Source organism: Pseudomonas aegrilactucae (genome assembly GCF_019168305.1).
GTDB lineage: Bacteria > Pseudomonadota > Gammaproteobacteria > Pseudomonadales > Pseudomonadaceae > Aquipseudomonas > Aquipseudomonas aegrilactucae.
This window is the reverse complement of sequence record NZ_JAHTBI010000049.1, coordinates 76307-97256: the sequence shown is the minus strand read 5'-3', so window position 1 is coordinate 97256 and position 20950 is coordinate 76307. Positions and strand designations below refer to the sequence as shown.

Sequence of the window (20950 nt, the reverse complement as noted above, 5' to 3'; positions counted from 1 at the left end):
GTAGCCTGGCAGCAGATTGCGATGGGGCCTGTGTGCCAGCCAACACATCTCCAGCGCCCATGAAATCGAGCGCCGCCCGCGCGGCGCTCGTCTGGCTCAGGCCAAGCGGCTCCCACATTTGCTGCAACGCACCATGGCCTGTGAGATTTGAGTTGTAAGCCTTGGTGGTTCGACAGCAGGTTTTCAGTGGGGCCACAAGGTGACAGTCAAGGGGTCTGGGTGACCCTGGCAACGCCCGGCAGCACGAAGCCGTCGGCAAAGGTCGGGGTAACGTCCAGCGGCTTGGCAATCAACCCATGCGCCCGGTAGAAATCCGCCGTCTCCTGCTGCTGCACAATGGTCTCGGCATCCACCACCTGCCAACGCAACTGCCGACGCTCGAACTGCAGACGCGCCGCATCCTCGGGAAAACCAATGATCTGCGCCAGGGTGCGCGAGTAGCTGTCCAGGTTCTGGTTGGCCCACACCTGTGCCCCAGCCAGGCGCACCAGGTAGTCCTGCAACGCAGCTCGGCGCGCCGGGTCGGCCAGCGCCTTGTCGGTCGCCGCCAGAAAACTGTTGCCGCTGGACAAACCACGCCCATTGACCAGCACGCGGCCCTGGCCACTCAGCTCGGCCAGCGCGGTGTAAGGCTCCCAGGTAGCCCAGGCATCCACCGAACCATTGGCCAAAGCCATCTTGGCATCCACCGGCCCAAGGAAACGAAACGCCACGTCTTTCTCGCTCAACCCCGCACCAGCCAAGGCCTTGAGCGCCACATAATGACCGATCGAACCACGCCCGGTGGCAATGCGCTTGCCCTTGAGGTCCGCCACCGCGTGCAACGGCGACTTCGGGTCGACCAGCACCGCGGTGCCATAGGCATCGGACTTGTCCACCGCAATCGCCTTGACCTGTGCACCAGAAGCCAGCGCAAACAGCAACGGCGCATCACCAATGATGCCGGCATCCACCGCCCCGGCATTCAGCGCCTCGGCCAACGGTGCAGCGGCCGGGAACTCCGCCCAGCGAATGTCATACGGCAGGTCGCGCAACGCATCGGCCGCCTCCAGCTGGGCGCGCATGTTGCCCTTCTGGTCACCGATGCGCAGCTCGATACGTGGGCCGGCCAGGGCCTCACCTGCCAGCAGCAAGGCGGCGCCCAGCGCCAGGATACGTGTAAATGGGGGCATTGCAGACACTCCTCAAAAGCGATTGTAGGGCGACTCTACCGACAAGCCGATAATCAGTGAAATGCATTTTAGTCATAAACTAATATGCGATTAATTTTTCATTATCGCCATTAGCTTATAACCATAAAGAATTTTACAGCCCATACGCTCAAGCTTACGGTCATAAGCCCCGCCAGCATGGAGCTGCTGTCCAGGGCGGGACACCAACGCCCAGCACGGGCGTTCCCTGGGTTTTCCGTGATGAGTGCCTGATGAGCCAGCCTTCTGCCCACGCTGTTCCGCTGCACCGGCCAACCGCGCCGGCCCCCGCCCTGCCCGACCTGGACCCGGTGCTGTCGAACATCACCCGCGAGCTGGCGGCCAGCGCCGCCGGCCATGACCGCAGCGGCGCCTTCCCGGCGGCCAACTTCGCCCTGCTGCAGCGCCACGGCCTGCTCGCGCTGACCGTGCCCCGTGCACTGGGCGGCGGCGGCGCCGACCTTGCCACGGCGCGCAAGGTGGTGGCCGCCGTGGCCAAGGGCGAGCCGTCCACCGCGCTGATCCTGGTGATGCAGTACCTGCAGCATTTTCGCCTGCAGGACGACCAGCGCTGGCCCTTGCACCTGCGCCAGCGCCTGGCACGCGAGGCGGTGGAGCACGGCGCGCTGATCAACGCCTTTCGCGTCGAGCCCGAACTGGGTACGCCGGCACGCGGCGGCCTGCCCGCAACCGTCGCACGGCGCACCGCCGAGGGCTGGCGGCTGTCCGGCACCAAGCTCTACTCCACCGGCAGCCATGGCCTGACCTGGTACCTGGTGTGGGCACGCAGTGACGATGCCGACCCGCTGGTAGGCGGTTTCCTGGTGCACAAGGACAGCCCCGGCATCCGCATCGTCGATGAATGGGACCACCTGGGCATGCGCGCCACCTGCAGCCACCGTGTCGAGTTCGACGATGTGCTGCTGGCGCTGGACCATGCGGTGGCGGTCAGCCCGGCCAGCGCGCCGCGCGCCGAACTGGATGGCGAAGGCCTGGTGTGGATGGCCGTGCTGCTGGCGAGCCTCTATGACGCGGTGGCCCAGGCCGCCCGCGACTGGCTGGTGACGTTCCTGCGCGAGCGGGTGCCGTCCAACCTCGGCCAGCCGCTGGCCAGCCTGCCACGCTTTCATGAACGGGTCGGGCGCATCGACACCCTGCTGTTCGCCAACCGCAACCTGCTCGATTCGGCGGCCGCGGGCCTGGTGCAGGCGCACAATGCCGGCCAACTCAAGCAACTGGTCACGCAGAACGCGATCCAGGCCGTGGAACTGGCCATCGAGGCCACCGGCAACCCGGGCCTGTCGCGGCACAACCCGCTGGAGCGCCACTACCGCGATGTGCTGTGCAGCCGCATCCATACCCCGCAGGACGACGTGGTGTTCCACGCCACCGGCCGCTCGGCCCTGAACCAGGACGCGCCGCTATGAGCAGCGTCAGCGTGATCGCCAGCCAACTGGACGCGCAGAGCAACGACTTTCTGCGCCAGCATCTGCCGGCCCACCGGGTACTGGACCTGGGCCCTGAGCAGTTCAACGCCGAGCGTGCCGACGTGGTGATCCTGCGCCCGGTCAACGTGCGCGGGCGCCGCGTCGATCAGGCGCCGCGCGGCTGGCCGTGGTCGCTGCGCTGGGTGCAACTGGTGTCGTCGGGTATCGACTTCTACCCCGACTGGCTGTTCCAGGGGCCACCGGTCACCAGCGGCAAGGGCAGCAATGCCGAGCACGTGGCCGAGTTCGCGCTGGCAGCCATCTTCGCCGCGGCCAAGCAACTGCCGCACATCTGGGTCAAGGATGACGACTGGCGCTTCACTGCGCTGCAGCCGGTACACGGCCGTACCCTGGGCATTCTCGGGCTGGGCAGCATCGGCCGCAGCCTGGCGAACAAGGCGCTGGCACTGGGCATGCGCGTAGTCGCCCTCGGCCGACCAGGCCAGCCCCCAGGCGATCTGCCACAGGTGCAGGTGGCCGAAGACCTGCACCAGCTGTTCGCCCAGGCCGATCACCTGGTGATCGCCGCCCCCCTCACCGCGCAGACGCGTGGCCTGATCGACCGCCAGGTACTGGCCAGCGCCAAGCCCGGCCTGCACCTGATCAACATCGCCCGTGGCGGCCTGCTCGACCAGCAGGCACTGCTCCAGGCGCTGGAGGCGGGCTGGGTCGGGCGCGCCACCCTGGATGTCACCGAGCCTGAACCGCTGCCGGCCGGGCATCCGCTGTACAGCGACCCGCGCGTGTTCATCTCGCCGCACACCTGTGCGATCTCCACCGAAGGCATTCGCGGTTTCGCCGAAGACTTTCTCGCCAACTTCAACCGCTACCAGCAGGGCTTGCCGCTGCGCAACCTGGTGGAACCTGAGCGCGGTTACTGATCCTTTTGAACCTGTGAACGCGCCGCCTGGCGCGTGGGGAGCCCTGCAATGACCGCATTGTCCGTTTTGCCCGTCGCATCCGATGACAACAGCCTGCGCCAGCGGGTCAGTGCCCAGGAGTGGGAGGTACGTGTCAAGCTGGCCGCCGCCTACCGCCTGGCGGCGCTGTTTCGCTGGACCGACCATATCTACACGCACTTCTCGGCGCGGGTGCCCGGCCCTGACGAGCACTTTCTGATCAACGCCTATGGCCTGCTGTTCGATGAGATCACGGCCTCCAACCTGGTCAAGGTGGATGTGGACGGCACGTTGATCGACGACCCGCTGGGGCTGGGCATCAACCAGGCGGGCTACGTGATTCACAGCGCCATCCACCGTGCGCGCCCGGACTTGCAGGCGGTGCTGCACACCCATACCCGCGACGGCGCGGCGGTGTCGGCGCAGAAGAACGGGCTGCTGGCGTTGTCGCAACATGCGTTGGCGTACTACAGCCGCGTGGCTTACCACACCTACGAGGGCGTGGCGCTGGACCTGGATGAACAGGAGCGGCTGGTGGCGAACCTGGGCCAGGGCAACATCCTGATCCTGCGCAACCATGGGTTGTTGACGGGTGGCGCGAGTGTCGAGCATGCATTTCGTGAACTGCATGGGCTGGAGCGTGCGTGCAATATCCAGATTGCCGCGCAGGCGGGCGGCAATGCCGACCTGCTGTATGCGTCGCCTGCAGCGATCGAGAAGGTGCGACAACAGACAGCGGTGTTCCAGAAGGGCGACCATCCGGGGCTGCAGCGACACTGGGATGCGTTGATTCGCCAGCTCGATCGTGAGGGGGATGATTACAAGCGATAACCCTTGACGCCAAAGAGGCGGGCCTTCTGGCCCGCCTCTTCACGTTTGGAAGGGTTGGCAGTGCATCGCCACTTGTTATCAGCTTTTTGCATATTCAAAAATACCAATAATCCATAAAAAGCATAATATTCATATTCCAAAATAGAATTTCCACTGCCGTTCTTATGAAAATACTATCCATCACAGACGACCTCGTTACCCCGCTCATCTCTTAATCGCCAGGCTATCCACCTGCACCCGTACCCAGGGCCAGTGCCAGCTCCGACGGACTTCGCCCGCCATGCCAGACACCTTGCCAACCCCACTCAAGACCTTCCCGCTGGGCGCCGTCAGCGCCGCCCTGCTGCTGGGCGGCCTGACGCCCACCGTAGAAGCCGCCAGCAACGACGCTCAGCTCGGCACCGTCACGGTGATCTCCACCGGCGTACGCGGCCAGCAACGCACCGTGGCAGACAGCCCTGCCCCGATCGATGTGATCAACAGCGAGCAACTGCTCAAGACCGGCCGCGCCGAACTCTCAGAAGCCATTTCCCGCTTGCTGCCCTCATTCAACTTCGGCACCAATATCGCCGGCTACAATTCGGTGACCCGCCCGCTGAGCAACCGCAGCCTCGGCCCGGCCTATACGCTGGTGCTGGTCAACGGCAAACGGCGCCACAACGGTGCCGTCGGCCAGCGCGGCTCGATCGACAACAGCGGCGCGAATGCCGTGGACATCGACCTGATCCCGGTCAGCGCGGTCGACCATATCGAAGTGCTCAAGGACAGCGCCGCCGCCCAGTACGGCTCGGATGCGGTGGCCGGGGTGATCAACATCATCCTCAAGAGCGGCGCCTCGGGCGGGCACCTGGAGACCAGCTACGGCCAGCTGTATTCCGGCCAGGGCGAAACCATCAAGGTGGCCGGCGACCAGGGCTTCACACTCGGCGAGGGCGGCTTCGTGCACCTGTCCGCCGATGCGCGCAAGCGCGGCGACGCGGCCTGGAACGACAAGGCCGACAGCAGCGTGCGCGCCTTCCAGGACCCGGCAAAGGAAGCCGCCTGGGACCGCGTGGCGATCAAGAACGGCGACCCCGAGCTCAAGGCCTTCAACCTGGCCTACAACGCCGAACTGCCACTGGATGCGCTCACCCTCTATTCCCATGCGACCTACGGCGAACGCGAGGCCGAAGCCTACAACTACTTTCGCCTGCCCACCGGCAGGGCCTCGGTGCCCGAGGTGTTCCCCGACGGCTACTACCCGTTGAACAACATCAAGGACCGCGACTATCAGTTCCTGTTCGGCGGCAAGGGCGAGCGCGGCGAGTGGAACTGGGACCTGAGCACCACCTACGGACGCAACACCATCCACCACTCCAGCGACCTCAACATCAACCCGTCGCTGGGCACCGCCTCGCCGACCCGCTTCGACAACCTGGCCACCTTCCGCTTCGATCAATGGGTCAACAACCTGGACCTCACCCGGCGCTACGACAGCCTGTTCGGCCTGACCTCGCCGGTGCAGGTATCGGCTGGCCTGGAGCACCGCTGGGAGCGCTTCAGCACCTTTGCCGGCGATCGCGAGGCGTACATCACCGGCACCTACCCGGCGGCCTCCGGCGCCCAGGCTGCCGTGACCCTGCGCCCTGAAGACGAGGTCAACCTGGTGCGCAACAACTACGCGGCCTACCTGGACCTGGGCCTGGACCTCACCGAACGCTGGTTCCTGGACCTGGCCGGGCGCGTCGAACACTATGATGACGACTCGGGCAATACCTTCGGCCTCAAGCTCAACTCGCGCTACGAACTGACCGACACCGTGGCCGTGCGCGGCACCGTCGGCACCGGTTTCAGGGCGCCGTCGCTGACCCAGATCGGCTACACCGTGGCCGACAACCGCGTCTCTACCGACGTCAACGGCAACGTGGTGCCCGCCGTCACCCGCCTCACCCCCTCCGACAGCAGCCTGGCCCAGGCGCTGGGCGGCGATGCGCTCAAACCGGAAAAATCACGCAACCTCGGCCTCGGCCTGACCTGGCAACCGGCGCCGCGCACCAGCATCACCGCCGATGCCTACCTGATCGATATCGACGACCGCATCACCCTGACCAGCAATATCTACGACCAGGGCAATGGTGTGATCACCCGCATCCTGCAAAGCCAGGGCGTGGCACCCGGCACCTGGGTCAACTATTACACCAACGCCTACGACACCCGCACCAAGGGCCTGGACATCGTCGCCGACCACAGCACGCCATTGGGCAACTGGGGCGATGTGCGCTGGAGCCTGGGCTTCAACTGGAACAAGACCAGCATCCAGTCGGTGCGCGACACCCCGGCCGCCCTGGCCAACTCCGGCATCACCCTGGTGGGCCGCGACCGCGAAGGCGACCTCACCGTCGCCAGCCCCGAAACCAAATGGATCCTGGGCGCCAACTGGAAGGTCGACGACCTGGCGGTGAACCTGCAGACCACCCGCTTCGGCAGCGTCAAGACGCTGGCCGTCAACCCCAGCGGCGATCGCAGCTTCGGCGCCAAGTGGATCACCGACCTGGACATCGCCTACACCTTCTTCGACCAGCTGACAGTGAGCATCGGCGCCACCAACCTGTTCGACGTGCGCCCCGACAGGCACGCGGTGTACAGCCCGCTGGGGCTGGCGCCCTACGGCAACCCGCCGTTCTACCCCGGTGGCGGCTACTGGTACAGCAAACTCGCCTACGACTTCTGACCCGCCCGGCCGCGCTGCCAGGAGGCGGCGCGGCGCCCTGCACGAGGAACTGCGCATGAGACTGCAACGAACGCTGGCCAGCACCGCCCTGCTGCTGGCCCTGGGCCTGAGCCTGCCGGGCTGCTCGCCCTCGCAACCGGACGCTGCGGCGGCCGGCACGCTGAAGATCGCCTTTTTCGGCGACAACACCCAGCTGGTCAGCATCGACCCCTTCCAGGTGTACTGGCTGGAGCACCGCGTGGTGCTGCGCAACGTGGTCGAGTCGCTGACCGACCAGGACCCGCAGAACGGCCAGATCATCCCCTGGCTGGCCGAGCGCTGGGAGATCAGCGCCGATGCGCGCGAATACACCTTCCACCTGCGCAGCGACGTGACCTTCAGCAACGGCGAGCCGTTCGACGCGCAGGCGGTCAAGACCGCCTTCGACAGCAACAAGGCGTTCGCCGCCGAGCTGCCGAGCACCTTCGGCGCCACGTACCTGGCCGGCTACGATCACGCCGAGGTGATCGATGCGCACACGGTCAAGCTGGTACTGGCCCGACCCAACGCCGGCTTTCTGCAAGCCACCTCGACCACCAACCTGGCGATCCTCGCCCCGGCCTCCTATGGCAAGAGCGCCAAGGAGCGCTCGCTGGGGGCCGTGATCGGCACCGGCCCCTTCGTGCTCGACCACTACACCCCCGAGGCCGGCCTGCGCCTGGTGCGCCGCGAAGGCTACGCCTGGGCATCGGCCAATGTGCAGAACAAGGGCGATGCGCACCTGAACGCCATCGAAGTCAGCTACATCCCGGAAGAAAGCGTGCGCAACGGCCTGTTCCTGCAAGGCAAGGTCGACATCCTGTGGCCGCGTGTGCCGTTCTCCGACGTCGACCTGCAACTGCTGCAACGCAACCAGGCGACCATCCAGAGCCGTTCGCTGCCCGGCCCGGCCTGGAACCTCTACCCCAACACGCGCAACAACCGCATCCTCGCCGACCACGCAGTGCGCCAGGCCTTGCAGAAGGCCATCGACCGCAAGAGCTACGCCGCCACCGTGTACAACCCGCAGTTCCCGGTGGTGGACGGGGTGTACGACGTGACCACGCCGTATTTTCGCAGCCAGGGCAACAAGCTGGCCTACGACCCGCAAGGTGCCGCGCAGTTGCTCGACGCCGCCGGCTGGCGGGTCGGCGCCGACACCTACCGCTACAAGGGCGGCCAGCGCCTGAGCCTGGTGTATAACCTGGCCGGCAAGGAAACCGCCGGCGACGTGCTGATCCAGGACCAGCTGCGCAAGGTCGGCATCGAGCTCAAGCTGCGCGTGCAGACCACCGCCGAGTGGGCGGCCGCCAACGCCTCGGGCAACTACGACCTGACCTTTACCTACATGACCCGCGCCGACCCGATCGTGCTGCAGACCATCCTCGACCCGCGCAGCGCCAACAGCTCGACCCTGGCCACCAACACCTACACCCCCACCACCCTGGTCCAGGCGCAGACCCTGTTCGATGCCGGGCTGACCGCCACCGGCGCCGAGCAACGCGCCCGTGCCTACGGCCAGTTGCAGGACCTGCTGATCGACCAGGGCGCGGCAATCCCGGTGTATGAGCGGGTGTGGCAGGCGGCGACCTCGCCGCGGGTGCAGAACTTTCGCTGGAGTGCCGAGGGCTTCGCCTTCCTCAATGACATCGAGGTCAAGCCATGAGCCGCTACCTGCTCGGCCGCATCGCCCAGGCCGCGCTGGTGTTGTGGGGCGCCTACAGCATCACCTACTTCATCCTCTACCTGCTGCCGGGCGACCCGCTGAGCATCATGCTCAGTGCCTCAGGCATGGAAATCGACGCGCTGTCGCCTGAGCAACTGGCCAGGGCGCGCAGCTACTATGGCCTGGACCAGGGCTTGCTGGAGCGCTACGGGCAACTGCTGTGGGGCGTGCTGCACGGCGACCTCGGCCAGTCGCTGACGCTGGGGCGCCCGGTGACCGAGATCCTGGCCCTGCGCCTGCCTCAGACCCTGGCCCTGGCGGGGCTGGCGATCGTGCTGTCGCTGCTGGGCGGTGTGGGCCTGGCGTACCTGGCCGCCTACGTGCGCTGGCAGCCGCTGAAGGTCGCGCTGTCGCGCCTGCCGGCGCTGGGCTTTTCGGTACCGGTGTTCTGGATGGGGTTGCTGCTGATCCAGGTGTTCGCCTTCGGCCTGGGCTGGTTCCCGGCCACCGGCAGCGACGGCGTCGCCAGCCTGGTGCTGCCGGCGGTGACCCTGGCGATCCCCAGCGCGGCAGTGTATGCCCAGGTGCTGCAGCGCGGTTTCCAGGATGTGTGGCGCGAGCCCTACATCGTCACCGCCTACGCCAAGGGCCTGAGCCGTGCGCAGGTGCAGGCCCGTCACGGCCTGCGCAACGCGGCGCTGCCGCTGCTGACGCTGATCGGCCTGCAGGTCGGCAATACGGTGTCTGGCGCGGTGCTGGTGGAAACCATCTTCGCCCGCAACGGCGTCGGCCGGCTGGTACAGGAGGCCGTACTGCGCCAGGACATTCCCGTGGTGCTGGCAGTGGTCACGGTGTCGGCCGCCGCCTTCGTGCTGGTCAACCTGCTGGTCGACCTGCTCTACCCGATTCTGGACCCGCGCATCGCCCACACGCCCAAGGTGACCTGAGATGACTGCCCTCGACCGCAGCCCTGCCCGCCCGTTCAAGCCTGCCCCCGCTACCGCACACTGGCACCCGCGCCGGCGCCTGCAACGCCTGCTGGACCAGGCTGCCCCGCTGCTGCGCCGGCCCGGTTTCGTGCTGGCCGTGGCGGTGGTGCTGTTCACCCTGGTGGCGGCGTTGCTGCCCGGCCTGTTCAGCCACTTCGACCCGTATGCCACACAGCCCTCGGCCAAACTGCTGGCGCCAAGCGCAACCCACTGGTTCGGCACCGACGAACTGGGCCGCGACCTCTACACGCGGGTGCTCTACGGCGCACGCCTGTCGGTGCAGGCGGCGCTGCTGGCCGTGGGCCTGGCGCTGGTGTGCGGGCTGGCGCTGGGGGTCGTCTCGGGCTTCGTCGGCGGGCGCCTGGACGCCTGCGTGATGCGCCTGGTGGATGTGCTGCTGGCCCTGCCCGGCCTGCTGCTGGCACTGGCCATCGTCACCGCCATCGGCTTCGGCACGGTGCCGGTGGCAATTGCCGTGGGCGTGGGCATCATCCCGGGCTTTGCCCGCACCACCCGCGCCGAGGTATTGCGCATCAAGACCCTGCCCTACGTCGAGGCCGCGCGCCTGGGCGGCGCCAGCTGGGGGCGCACGCTGCTGCGGCATGTGCTGCCCAATGCCTGGGGCCCGGTGGCGGTACTGGCCACGCTGGATATCGGTGCGGCGATCCTGGCCACGGCCGGCTTGAGTTTCCTGGGCTTTGGCGCCGCACCACCGGCCGCCGAATGGGGCACGCTGATCGCCAACGGCCGGCATTTTCTGATCACCGCACCGTGGGTCTCGCTGTTGCCGGGGCTGTTCCTGGTGCTGGTGGTGTTCAGCCTCAACCACATTGCGCGCACCGTCGAAGAGGTAAAAGCATGAGCCGTCTGATCGAAGTACGCGACCTGCACGTCAGCTACCACACTGCCGGCCGGGTCACCGAGGCGGTGCGCGGGCTGAGCCTGCACCTGGACGCCGGCGAAACCCTGGTGATCGTCGGTGAGTCCGGCTCGGGCAAGAGCACCCTGGCCAGCGCCCTGCTCGGCCTGCTGCCGGGCACCGCACGGATCGATGGCGGCAGCCTGCAGGTGGCCGGGCACGACCTGCGTCATGCCAGTGAAAAGCTCAAGCGCCAGTTGCGCGGGCGGGTCATCGGCCTGGTGCCGCAAGACCCGGCCGTCAGCCTCAACCCGACCTTGAGCATCGGCAAGCAGATCGGCGAAAGCCTGATCCAGCTGCACGGCCGGCGCTACCCCGGCCTGGATGCCGACGTGCTCGAACTGCTTGAACAGGTCGGCCTGGACAACCCCGTGCTGCGCGCCAATCAGTACCCGCATGAACTGTCGGGCGGCATGCGCCAACGGGTGCTGATCGCCATCGCGCTGGCGGGCCAGCCGCAGCTGATCATCGCCGACGAGCCCACCAGTGCACTGGACGTGACCGTGCAGAAGCGCATCCTCGATCACCTGGAACAACTGGTGAAGGCACGTGGCATCTCGCTGCTGATCATCACCCATGACCTGGGCGTGGCGGCCGACCGCGCCGACCGCGTGCTGGTGATGAAAAATGGCGAAGGGGTCGAGCAAGGCCCGGCGCGCCAGGTGCTGGCGGCGCCGTCGCATCCGTATACCCAGGCCCTGCTGGCGGCCGCGCCGGCCTTCGGCCACAGCCAGCGCCCGCAGCCAGTGGACACCCACGGGCTGACGCCGCTGCTGAGCTTCGAAAACGTCGGCAAGCACTTCGCCCTGCCGCGCCATGCCGGCCGCGACCAGCGTTTCCAGGCGTTGCAGGGCCTGAGCCTGGAGCTGTATGCGGGGCAGACGCTGGCGATCGTGGGTGAGTCCGGCTCGGGCAAGAGCACCAGCCTGCGCATTGCCCTGGGCCTGGAGCAGCCCAGCGAGGGGCGTGTGCGTTTCGACGGCCAGGACCTCACCGGCCTCAGCTGGCGCCAGTTCAGGCCGCTGCGCCAGCGCATGCAACTGGTACAGCAGAACCCGTTTGCCGCGCTCGACCCGCGCTTCAGCATCTTGCAGAGCGTGGTTGAGCCACTGGTGTCGTTCGGCCTGCTCAAAGGCCGCGCACTGGAACAGGCGGCGCGCCAGTTGATGGAGCAGGTGCAGCTGCCTGCCAGCTACCTGGACCGGCTGCCCCGCGAGCTGTCGGGCGGCCAGCGCCAGCGGGTGGCAATCGCCCGGGCGCTGGCGCTCAAGCCTGATGTACTGCTGCTGGACGAGCCGGTGTCGGCGCTGGACGTGTCGGTACAGGCGCAGATTCTCGAGCTGCTGCGCGAGCTGCAGGCCGAACTGGGTGTGGCCTATGTACTGGTGTCCCACGACCTGGCGGTGGTGGCGAGCCTGGCGCATCAGGTGGTGGTGCTGCGTCAGGGGCAGGTCATGGAACAAGGCGCCGCCGAAGGGCTGCTGGCCCGGCCCGCGCACCCGTACACGCGTGAACTGCTGGAGGCGATTGCCGGGCGGCGGCATGAGGTGCATGCCGGGTTATTTTGAGGCGGTGTCGCTCAACCCGATGCACTGCTGCACTACACTGGTCGTCGCGACAGGCTCAGGAGGTTGGGCAGTGTGCCCAGCCAGGCCAGCAAGACGATGAAATGACTTCACGCTTCGACAACATCATTTTTCTGATCAGCACCGACTGCTTTGCCGGCGAACTCTTTGCCGAGTACCCCGCCGCGACCATCGAATGCGTCAAGCAGACCGCCCGTAACGCCATACCGCACCTGCTCGATGGCGGCGACAACTACTACCGGTACGCTGACTTTTCGCCGGCGCGGGCCGAGCAGACGCGGCGGGACTTTTTCGCCGATCTGCAGGCTCGCCACGTGCCCCCGCACCTTCAGCACAAGATCGAATGGTTCCACCAGGTACTGCTGGGTATCAGTCCCGAGGTCAGCTCGGCAGCCAGCGTCATTCTATCGGTGGCGGCGCGCTTGTACTGGCTGGATACCGAAGATTTCAAGAGGCCCGTGACCCCGGCGCTGCTGGATACGCTTTCAATCATCGAGCCGTTGGGCCTGAACGTGGAGTCGCGCGGGCATGAATGGGAAGACGCCTGGTTGAACGCCACCTCACGCTGGGATCGTTACGTGATGTCACTGATGGATGGCATCAAGGAGATGCCCTATCTGACGTTTGTGCAGATAACCGGGTTTTCGACCCGGTTTGATTGTTTGCGTGCCTGGAAACTGCACCTCGGCGCGGCGCGCTTCAGCGAGATCGAGCACGTTATCAACCTCCAGGCGCATGCCGAACTGGACCCCATCAACCCCGCGGCCGCACGCGAAATCAACCGCCTGCTGGCACAGCTTGGCTAGCGACCAGACGAAACCGACCGCCGTGCATTGCTGCCACTGTGGGCAGAAGCCTGCAACTATCGATTGAACACTTACCCAGACCCGACCCATGCCTGAACTCAAACGCTTCACCCTCCAGGGCACCGCCGTTGGCAGTGCCCAGGCGATCACGCTGGACGAGATCTCCATCCTGGCCACCCCGGCGACCTTGCGGGCCCTGGGCGAATTTTTCATAGAGGCCGCGCAGCAGATGAAGCGCCAACAGCTGGAACACGTCCACCTGCAGGACTGCATCGCCAACTTCTCGAGCGACCGGCATGCCGACATCATCCTGCTGAACGGCAACGTGCTGGGCACGCCCAAGGTCCCGACCAACTGACACTGCGCCCCTGCCGATCACGCCTATGCTGCAATAGCTCACGAGTGGTATCCGGTCAGCACCGCCGTCGGCAACGTCAGGCACCAGGGCGCCGAGCGGCTGCAGCCACTACCGGGCGCCGGGGCCGCGGACCTGTTCGCCCGCTGAATCCAGCGTTGCCGCTCAAGGCGTTACGTCGCCTGCCTGCACCTGCAACCACTGTTCGAACATTGCCGCGCCCTCGCCTGCACCGGGTGTGTAGTACACCAGGCCCAGGTGCTTGTCGGCGTCGATGGTGAGCGAGGTGTGCTCCAGCGTCTTCACCCACCTCGGCGGGCGGGTGCTGGAACGTCAGCAGGTAGAGGTGGCGACGCTCTTGCGCATCCAGGCGCAGCACGCCACACAGGGTGTCGATGAGCGCTGGCGAAACACCGATGTCGCGCCCCGGACCGCAACGGGCAGCCGTTGCACCGGCTACCGGGCAGTGAGGGCAAGCCGATCCCGCACCTGGCCTACACCGCCACCACCTTCCTGGCGCGGGTGGCCGACATCGTGATCCGCAACGGGCCGACCCCCAGCGTGCTGGAGCGTTGCTACGAGGCGGACATGGCCATGTTGCTGATGCGCATGGCGATCGAGGGGTATGGCGTGGCGTGGCTGCCGCACAGTGGCGCAGTTGACACACGACAATCTGGAATCATGCAGAAAAAATGGCAGGGGCGGCTGGATTCGAACCAACGCATGGCAGGATCAAAACCTGCTGCCTTACCGCTTGGCGACGCCCCTGTGATGCAACTGGAGGCCCATGAAAAGCCTCGGCAGGAATGAGCGGAAATTTATCAAGTTTCTGCTCGCCAGGGAAGCCCCAACGATAAAAAATAACTAAAAAACAACCGGTTATCGCGTGGAATGACCGATTTGAGGGCGCTCCCCCCTCTCCACGGCCCCTAGCCGTGAGCCACGCGTAGCCGTTTGCGTGTGCGTGCGCCCTAGCGCCCACGCGGCAACCAGATCCGAAACTGCGCCCCACCCAGCGCCGATTGCCCCACCGTCAACGTGCCGCCCTGCCCCTCGATCACCCGCCGGCTGATCGCAAGCCCCAGGCCAAAACCACCCGTGGCACGGTCACGACTGCGGTCCAGGCGATAGAACGGCTGGAAGATGCGCTCGCGCTCCTGCACCGGTATGCCAATGCCGTCATCTTCGACCGTCAACACGCATGCCCCTTGCTCATCGACGCTCAGGCGCAAGAGGATGCGCTGCTCGCAATAGCGCATGGCATTGCGAATCAGGTTCTGCACCGCCCGCGCCGTCAGGCGCGGGTCCAGCACAAAACGCGGCAGGCTCGCCTCGGCGCGCACCTCAAGGCTCACCCCTCGCCCCTCCAGCTCCTCGGCATAACTGCCCAGAATGCTGTCGACATACTCCGGCAACCCGACCTGCACCCGTTCACCGCCCTGACCGATCTGCAAACGGTTGTACGAGAGCAGCTCGAGCACCAGCGCGTCCAGCTCGCGCACATGCCCCACCAGCTCCAGCAGGCGCTTGCGACTGGCCGCCGGCAGTTCGTCGTAAAGCAGCACCAGGCCAAAATCCAGCCGTGTCAGCGGTGTACGCAGCTCGTGCGAGACGGCGTTGAGCAGTTCGCGCTGCTGGGTCAGCAGTTGCTCGATGTCCTGGGCCATGGTGTCGAACACCTTGGCCAGCGCACCGATGTTGGAACGCGGCGAAATCTGCGTGCGCTCCGACAGGTTGCCCTCGCCCAGGCGCTGCGCGGTGGCCTTGAGCCGTTGCAGGTCGCGCCAGTGCGGGCGCAGCCAGAACAGCAGGCAACCGAGCAGCGCCGCCCCGATCAGCACGGTAATGCCCCACGACAGCAAGTAGATGTCCAGCGGGTCAGGCGGGTTGCGCAGCACCACCATCCACTCGCCGTCCAGCGGCGCCATGGCGGTTTCGTAATAGCCCCACTCCCCCAGGCGTACCACGTATTCGCCCGCCTGCAGGCGCGCCTGCTCTTCAGCGTCCAGGTCCAGCGCTGCGCGACGGCGCAGCTCGATCGTGAGCGGCGCAAAATCCTTGTTGAGTACCTCGGCCACCCGCGGCCAGCTGTCGCGATGCTCAAGCTGAAACTGGTTGATGATCAAGCGCTGCACGCCGCGAGCCTGGTCCTGGTTGTAGGCGATATAGCGATCGTGGAACACGTGCAGGATCAGTTCGGGGATCAGAAAGATCGACCCGGCATAGGCAACGATGGTCACCAGGTACAGGCGCACCAGTATTTTCAGCATGGCCCGGGGGGCTCCTCAGAATTCCCACTCGACACGGCTGAACAGGTAGCCCTTGCCCCACACCGTCTTGATCTTGCGCGCCTCACCGGCGCTGTCATCGAACTTGCGACGCAACTTTGAGATGGCAACGTCCACCGAACGGTCGGTGCCGTTGAACTCGATGCCGCGCAACTGCTGCAGGATGCAGTCGCGGCTGAGCACGCTGCCGGCGTTGCGCGCCAGCACCACCAGCAGGTCGAACTCGCCACTGGACAGCTCCACCGCCTGGCCGCGCCATTGCACGGTGCGCTCGGTGAGGTCGATGCGCAGCCCGCCCACCACGATCAGGTCGCTCTCCAGGTGCGGCTCGTTGATGCTGCTGCGCCGCAGCAGGGTGCGCACTCGCGCCAGCAGCACGCGCGGCTCGCACGGTTTGCTGACGTAGTCATCGGCGCCCATTTCCAGGCCCAGCACCTGATCGTGGCTGTCGTCCCTGGCCGTCAGCATGAGGATCGGCAGCAGCAGCGATTCGGCGCGCAGCAAGCGGCACACCTGCAGGCCATCCAGGCCCGGCAGCATGAGGTCGAGGATCACGAGGTCCGGCTTGCTGCGGCGCACGTGCTCGAGCACGTGGTCACCACGCGCGATCACGCTGACACTGAAGCCGTTGCGTTGCAGGTAGCTGGCGATCAGTTCGCTCAGGGCACAGTCGTCTTCGACCAGGAGAATGTTGGGCATGGGCAGTTTGACAGGCCGGGAAAGTCAGGCAGGATATAGAACCTCATCGCGCACAACGCAATACTTCACACTTTTTCACACTCGCCCTACATAGCTTAACAACTGCCTGTAGGACAGCTGCCTTAGCATTGCCGGGTCATTTATGGAAGATCCGCATGCCCAGTTCAAGCCCCACTCGTCTGCGTACCCTGGCCCCCCTCCTGCTGCTGAGCCTGGCATTGAGCGCCTGTGACAGCAAGCCACCCGGCGAGGAGCAGGCGCCCAAGCCCCACGTCAGCGTCGAAACCGTACGCGTGCAGCCGCTGGCCATCAGCACCGAGCTGTCGGGACGCATTCTGGCGCCGCGTATTGCCCAAGTGCGCGCACGGGTAGCCGGCGTGGTACTGCAGCGGGTGTACCGCGAAGGCAGTGACGTGAAACAGGGCGATGTGCTGTTTCGCATCGACCCGGCGCCGTTCAAGGCCGACTACGACAGCGCCCGCGCCAACCTGGCCAAGGCCGAGGCGGCGCGCTTTCAGGCACGCCTGCAAGACCAGCGCTACGCCGAGCTGATCGCGATCAACGCCGTCAGCCGCCAGGACCACGACAACGCCCGCGCCGCTGCCCTGCAGGCCGACGCCGAGGTGGCCGCGACCAAGGCGGCGCTGGAGCGTGCACGCCTGAACCTGGGCTACGCCACCGTGACCGCGCCGATTTCCGGGCGCGTGGGCCGTGCCCTGGTGACCGAAGGTGCGCTGGTGGGACAGAACGAATCGACGCCGCTGGCGATCATCCAGCAGCTCGACCCGATCCATGCCGACCTGACCCAGTCGACCCGCGAGATCAACGCCCTGCGCCGCGCGCTGCGTGCCGGCGAGCTGAAGCAAGTGGGCCAGGACCAGGCGCGGGCCACGCTGATCCAGGACGACGGCACCCCGTACCCGCTGCCGGGCAAGCTGCTGTTCTCCGACATCAGCGTCGACCCGAGCACCGGGCAGATCACCCTGCGCAGCGAGTTCCCCAACCCGGACCTGGACCTGCTACCCGGCAGCTTCATCCGTGTGCGCCTGGAACAGGCGATCCAGCCGCAAGGCATCAGCGTGCCGCAACAGGCCATCCTGCGCGACAGCGCAGGCCTGCCGCGGGTACTGCTGGTGGATACCGAGCAGCGCATCAGCGAACGCGCCGTGGTGCTGGGCAGCGTGCAACAGGACCGCTGGATCGTCAGCGAAGGCCTGACCCCCGGTGACCAGGTGGTGATCGAAGGGCTGCAGCACATCAAGGTCGGTGACCAGGTTCAGGTCACCCCCGCCGGCAAGGACACCCCTGCCCTCGTCAACGCCACCGGCCAGTGAGGGCCTGACCCATGCCGCAATTCTTTATTGATCGCCCGGTGTTTGCCTGGGTGGTCGCGCTGTTCATCCTGCTGGCCGGCGCCCTGGCCATCCCGCAGTTGCCGGTGGCGCAGTACCCCAACGTGGCCCCGCCGCAGGTGGAGGTGTACGCGGTGTACCCCGGCGCCTCGGCCCAGACCATGGATGAAAGCGTGGTCAGCCTGATCGAGCAGGAGCTCAACGGCGCCGACCACCTGCTGTATTTCCAGTCCACCAGCAGCCTGGGCAGCGCCACGGTGACCGCGACCTTCCAGCCGGGAACCAACCCGGAGCTGGCCCAGGTGGATGTGCAGAACCGCCTGAAGATCGTCGAGTCGCGCCTGCCACGCGCTGTCACCCAGCAGGGCCTGCAGGTGGAGAAGGTGTCCACCGGCTTTCTCATGCTGGTGACCCTGACCGCCGACGACGACCGCCTCGACGAAACCGCGCTGAGCGACTTCCTGGCGCGCAACGTGATGAACGAGGTTCGCCGCGTGCCGGGCGTGGGCAAGGCACAGTTGTACGGTTCGGAGCGCGCCATGCGCATCTGGATCGACCCGCAGAAGCTGATCGGCTTCAACCTCACTCCCGAAGACGTGAACACGGCGATTGCCGGTCAGAACGCCCAGGTGGCCCCCGGCAGCATCGGCGACCTGCCGGGCAGCCCGACCCAGGAGATCACCGCCAACGTGCTGGTCAAAGGGCAACTGTCGACGCCACAGGAGTTCGCCGACATCGTGCTGCGCGCCAATACCGACGGCTCGCGGGTGACCGTGGGCGATGTGGCCCGCGTCGAGATCGGCAGCCAGGAATACCAGTACGGCACACGTCTGAACGGCAAGCCGTCGACCGCCTTCAGCGTGCAACTGGCGCCAGGCGCCAACGCCATGCAGACCGCCACCCTGGTAAAGGCGAAGATGGACGAGCTGTCGCGCTACTTCCCACCGGGCGCCACGTACGACATTCCGTACGACACCTCGCCGTTCGTCAAGGTGTCGATCAAGCAGGTCATCAGCACCCTGGTGGAGGCCATGGTGCTGGTATTCCTGGTGATGTTCGTGTTCCTGCAGAACATCCGCTACACGCTGATCCCGACCCTGGTAGTGCCGGTGGCATTGATGGGCACCTTCGCGGTAATGCTTGCGCTGGGCTTTTCGATCAACGTGCTGACCCTGTTCGGCATGGTGCTGGCGATCGGCATCCTGGTCGACGATGCCATCGTGGTGGTGGAAAACGTCGAACGGATCATGGCTGAAGAAGGCCTGCCGCCCAAGCAGGCCACCCGCAAGGCGATGAGCCAGATCAGCGGGGCGATCGTCGGCATCACCGTGGTGCTGGTGGCCGTGTTCGTGCCGATGGCCTTCATGCAGGGCTCGGTGGGGGTGATCTACCAGCAGTTCTCGGCGTCTATGGCGGTGTCGATCCTGTTCTCGGCGTTCCTGGCCCTGAGCCTGACCCCGGCGTTGTGCGCCACGATGCTCAAGCCCATTGCCAAAGGCGAGCATCACGTCAAACGCGGCTTTTTCGGCTGGTTCAACCGCCGCTTCGAAGGCATGAGCAACGGTTATCAGCGCTGGGTGCTGCATGCGCTGCAACGCAGCGGCCGCTACCTGCTGGTGTATGGCCTGCTGCTGGTGGCGCTGGGTTTCAGCTTCAGCCAGTTGCCTTCCTCGTTCCTGCCTACCGAAGACCAGGGCTACACCATCACCGACGTGCAACTGCCGCCGGGCGCCAGCCGCAACCGTACCGTGCAGGTGGCCGAGCAGATCGAGGCCAACAACGCAGGTGAGCCTGGCGTGGGCAACACCACGGTGATCCTGGGCTTCAGCTTCTCGGGCAGCGGGCAGAACGCCGCGCTGGTGTTCACCACGCTCAAGGACTGGTCCGAGCGCGGTGCGAAAGACAGCGCCGCCGCCATCGCCGACCGGGCGACGATGGCGTTCAGCCAGTTCAAGAACGCGATTGCCTATTCGGTACTGCCACCGCCGGTGGACGGCCTGGGCACCTCGACCGGTTTCGAGTTCCGCCTGCAGGACCGGGCCGGTGTGGGCCATGCCGGCCTGATGGCCGCGCGTGACCAGTTGCTGGCCGCCGCGGAAAAAAGCCCGGTACTGGTCAACGTGCGCGAGGGCGCCCTGGCCGAAAGCCCGCAGGTGCAGCTTGAGGTGGACCGCAAGCAGGCCAATGCCCTGGGCGTCTCGTTCGCCGATATCGGCACGGTGCTCAACACCGCCATCGGCTCCAGCTATGTCAACGACTTCCCCAACCAGGGCCGCATGCAGCGCGTGGTGGTGCAGGCCGAAGGTGACCAGCGCAGCCAGGTCGAGGACCTGCTCAAGATTCATGTGCGCAACAGCAGCGGCAAGATGGTCCCGCTGTCGGCGTTCGCCCGTGCGCAGTGGGTGTCGGGGCCAGTGCAACTGACCCGCTACAACGGCTACCCGGCCATTTCGGTGTCGGGCGAGCCGGCCCCCGGCTACAGCTCGGGCGCGGCCATGGCCGAGGTACAGCGCCTGGTCGATGGCCTGCCGCTGGGCTTTGGCCTGGAATGGACGGGGCTGTCGTTGCAGGAGCAGTTGTCGGGCTCACAGGCGCCGATCCTCATGGGTCTGTCGCTGCTGGTGGTATTCCTGTGCCTGGCGGCGCTGTACGAGAGCTGGTCGATCCCTACGTCGGTGCTGCTGGTGGTACCACTCGGGGTACTGGGTGCGGTACTGGCAGTGACCCTGCGCGGCATGCCCAACGATGTGTTCTTCAAGGTCGGCCTGATCACCCTGATCGGTCTGTCGGCGAAGAACGCGATCCTGATCATCGAGTTCGCCAAGCACCTGGTGGATGAAGGGCATGAGCTGGTCGAGGCCACCGTGCAGGCCGCACGTCTGCGCCTGCGGCCTATCGTGATGACCTCGCTGGCGTTCATCCTGGGCGTGGTCCCCCTGGCGATTGCCACCGGTGCAAGCTCTGCCAGCCAGCAGGCGATCGGTACCGGGGTGATTGGCGGCATGCTCAGCGCCACCCTGGCGATCGTGTTCGTGCCGGTGTTCTTCGTGGTGGTGATGCGCCTGAGCGGTACACGCCGAAAGGCCGCGGACGCCGACACGGCGATGCTCGAACAGCATTGATGGACAGGCAGGCGGCGGTCATGGGATGGTGCT

16 protein-coding genes and 1 tRNA gene are annotated in these 20950 nt (G+C 66.1%); 12 read left to right on the top strand and 5 right to left on the bottom strand.

Going from position 1 to position 20950, the window contains the following annotated elements:
- Positions 1–206 precede the first annotated feature (206 nt).
- Entirely contained in the window at positions 207–1172 is a 966-nt protein-coding gene (locus KUO17_RS14785) for an ABC transporter substrate-binding protein (RefSeq protein WP_217976288.1), read from the bottom strand.
- Between the two features lie 251 nt (positions 1173–1423).
- On the opposite strand from KUO17_RS14785, the gene KUO17_RS14780 reads away from it, so the two are divergent.
- The 10 genes from KUO17_RS14780 (at position 1424) to KUO17_RS14735 (ending at position 13459) form a co-directional block, all read left to right on the top strand.
- Positions 1424–2617 carry an acyl-CoA dehydrogenase family protein gene (locus KUO17_RS14780; RefSeq protein ID WP_217976287.1) on the top strand — a complete coding sequence of 398 codons (1194 nt, stop codon included), beginning with the start codon at positions 1424–1426 and terminating at the stop codon, positions 2615–2617.
- Positions 2614–3558, top strand: coding sequence for an NAD(P)-dependent oxidoreductase (locus KUO17_RS14775; RefSeq protein ID WP_217976286.1), 945 nt, complete (start codon positions 2614–2616; stop codon positions 3556–3558). Before KUO17_RS14780 ends, KUO17_RS14775 begins: the two co-directional genes overlap by 4 nt.
- 48 nt (positions 3559–3606) lie before the next feature.
- Positions 3607–4407: a class II aldolase/adducin family protein gene (locus KUO17_RS14770; RefSeq protein ID WP_217976285.1), complete on the top strand. Its 801-nt coding sequence runs from the start codon at positions 3607–3609 to the stop codon at positions 4405–4407.
- Between the two features lie 280 nt (positions 4408–4687).
- On the top strand, positions 4688–7117 hold the full coding sequence (locus KUO17_RS14765; RefSeq protein WP_217976284.1) for a TonB-dependent receptor plug domain-containing protein: 2430 nt from the start codon (positions 4688–4690) through the stop codon (positions 7115–7117).
- A gap of 55 nt (positions 7118–7172) precedes the next feature.
- The gene (locus KUO17_RS14760; protein WP_217976283.1) at positions 7173–8801 is read left to right on the top strand and encodes an ABC transporter substrate-binding protein; all 1629 of its coding nucleotides are present in this window, start codon (positions 7173–7175) and stop codon (positions 8799–8801) included.
- The gene (locus KUO17_RS14755; RefSeq protein WP_217976282.1) at positions 8798–9748 is read left to right on the top strand and encodes an ABC transporter permease; all 951 of its coding nucleotides are present in this window, start codon (positions 8798–8800) and stop codon (positions 9746–9748) included. The genes KUO17_RS14760 and KUO17_RS14755 overlap by 4 nt, the downstream gene beginning before the upstream one ends.
- Before the next feature lies 1 nt (position 9749).
- Positions 9750–10652: an ABC transporter permease gene (locus KUO17_RS14750; protein ID WP_217976281.1), complete on the top strand. Its 903-nt coding sequence runs from the start codon at positions 9750–9752 to the stop codon at positions 10650–10652.
- Entirely contained in the window at positions 10649–12277 is a 1629-nt protein-coding gene (locus KUO17_RS14745; RefSeq protein WP_217976280.1) for a dipeptide ABC transporter ATP-binding protein, read from the top strand. The genes KUO17_RS14750 and KUO17_RS14745 overlap by 4 nt, the downstream gene beginning before the upstream one ends.
- A gap of 101 nt (positions 12278–12378) precedes the next feature.
- A complete protein-coding gene (locus KUO17_RS14740) occupies positions 12379–13101 on the top strand; it encodes a hypothetical protein (RefSeq protein ID WP_217976279.1) in 723 nt (240 codons plus the stop codon).
- Positions 13102–13189: 88 nt separating this feature from the next.
- Positions 13190–13459: an Imm32 family immunity protein gene (locus KUO17_RS14735; protein ID WP_217976278.1), complete on the top strand. Its 270-nt coding sequence runs from the start codon at positions 13190–13192 to the stop codon at positions 13457–13459.
- A gap of 162 nt (positions 13460–13621) precedes the next feature.
- Here KUO17_RS14735 and KUO17_RS14730 read toward each other — a convergent pair whose 3' ends face one another.
- The 4 genes from KUO17_RS14730 to KUO17_RS14715 all read right to left on the bottom strand — a co-directional run bounded on the left by KUO17_RS14730 (position 13622) and on the right by KUO17_RS14715 (position 16443).
- Entirely contained in the window at positions 13622–13762 is a 141-nt protein-coding gene (locus tag KUO17_RS14730; protein ID WP_217976277.1) for a hypothetical protein, read from the bottom strand.
- Between the two features lie 387 nt (positions 13763–14149).
- Positions 14150–14224 (bottom strand) — tRNA-Gln (locus tag KUO17_RS14725).
- 203 nt (positions 14225–14427) lie between these two features.
- Positions 14428–15726: an ATP-binding protein gene (locus KUO17_RS14720; RefSeq protein WP_217976276.1), complete on the bottom strand. Its 1299-nt coding sequence runs from the start codon at positions 15724–15726 to the stop codon at positions 14428–14430.
- Between the two features lie 15 nt (positions 15727–15741).
- Positions 15742–16443, bottom strand: coding sequence for a response regulator (locus KUO17_RS14715; RefSeq protein WP_217976275.1), 702 nt, complete (start codon positions 16441–16443; stop codon positions 15742–15744).
- Positions 16444–16598: 155 nt separating this feature from the next.
- On the opposite strand from KUO17_RS14715, the gene KUO17_RS14710 reads away from it, so the two are divergent.
- Positions 16599–17777, top strand: coding sequence for an efflux RND transporter periplasmic adaptor subunit (locus KUO17_RS14710; RefSeq protein ID WP_217976274.1), 1179 nt, complete (start codon positions 16599–16601; stop codon positions 17775–17777).
- 11 nt (positions 17778–17788) lie between these two features.
- The gene (locus tag KUO17_RS14705; protein WP_217976273.1) at positions 17789–20917 is read left to right on the top strand and encodes an efflux RND transporter permease subunit; all 3129 of its coding nucleotides are present in this window, start codon (positions 17789–17791) and stop codon (positions 20915–20917) included.
- The last annotated feature ends 33 nt before the right edge of the window (positions 20918–20950 follow it).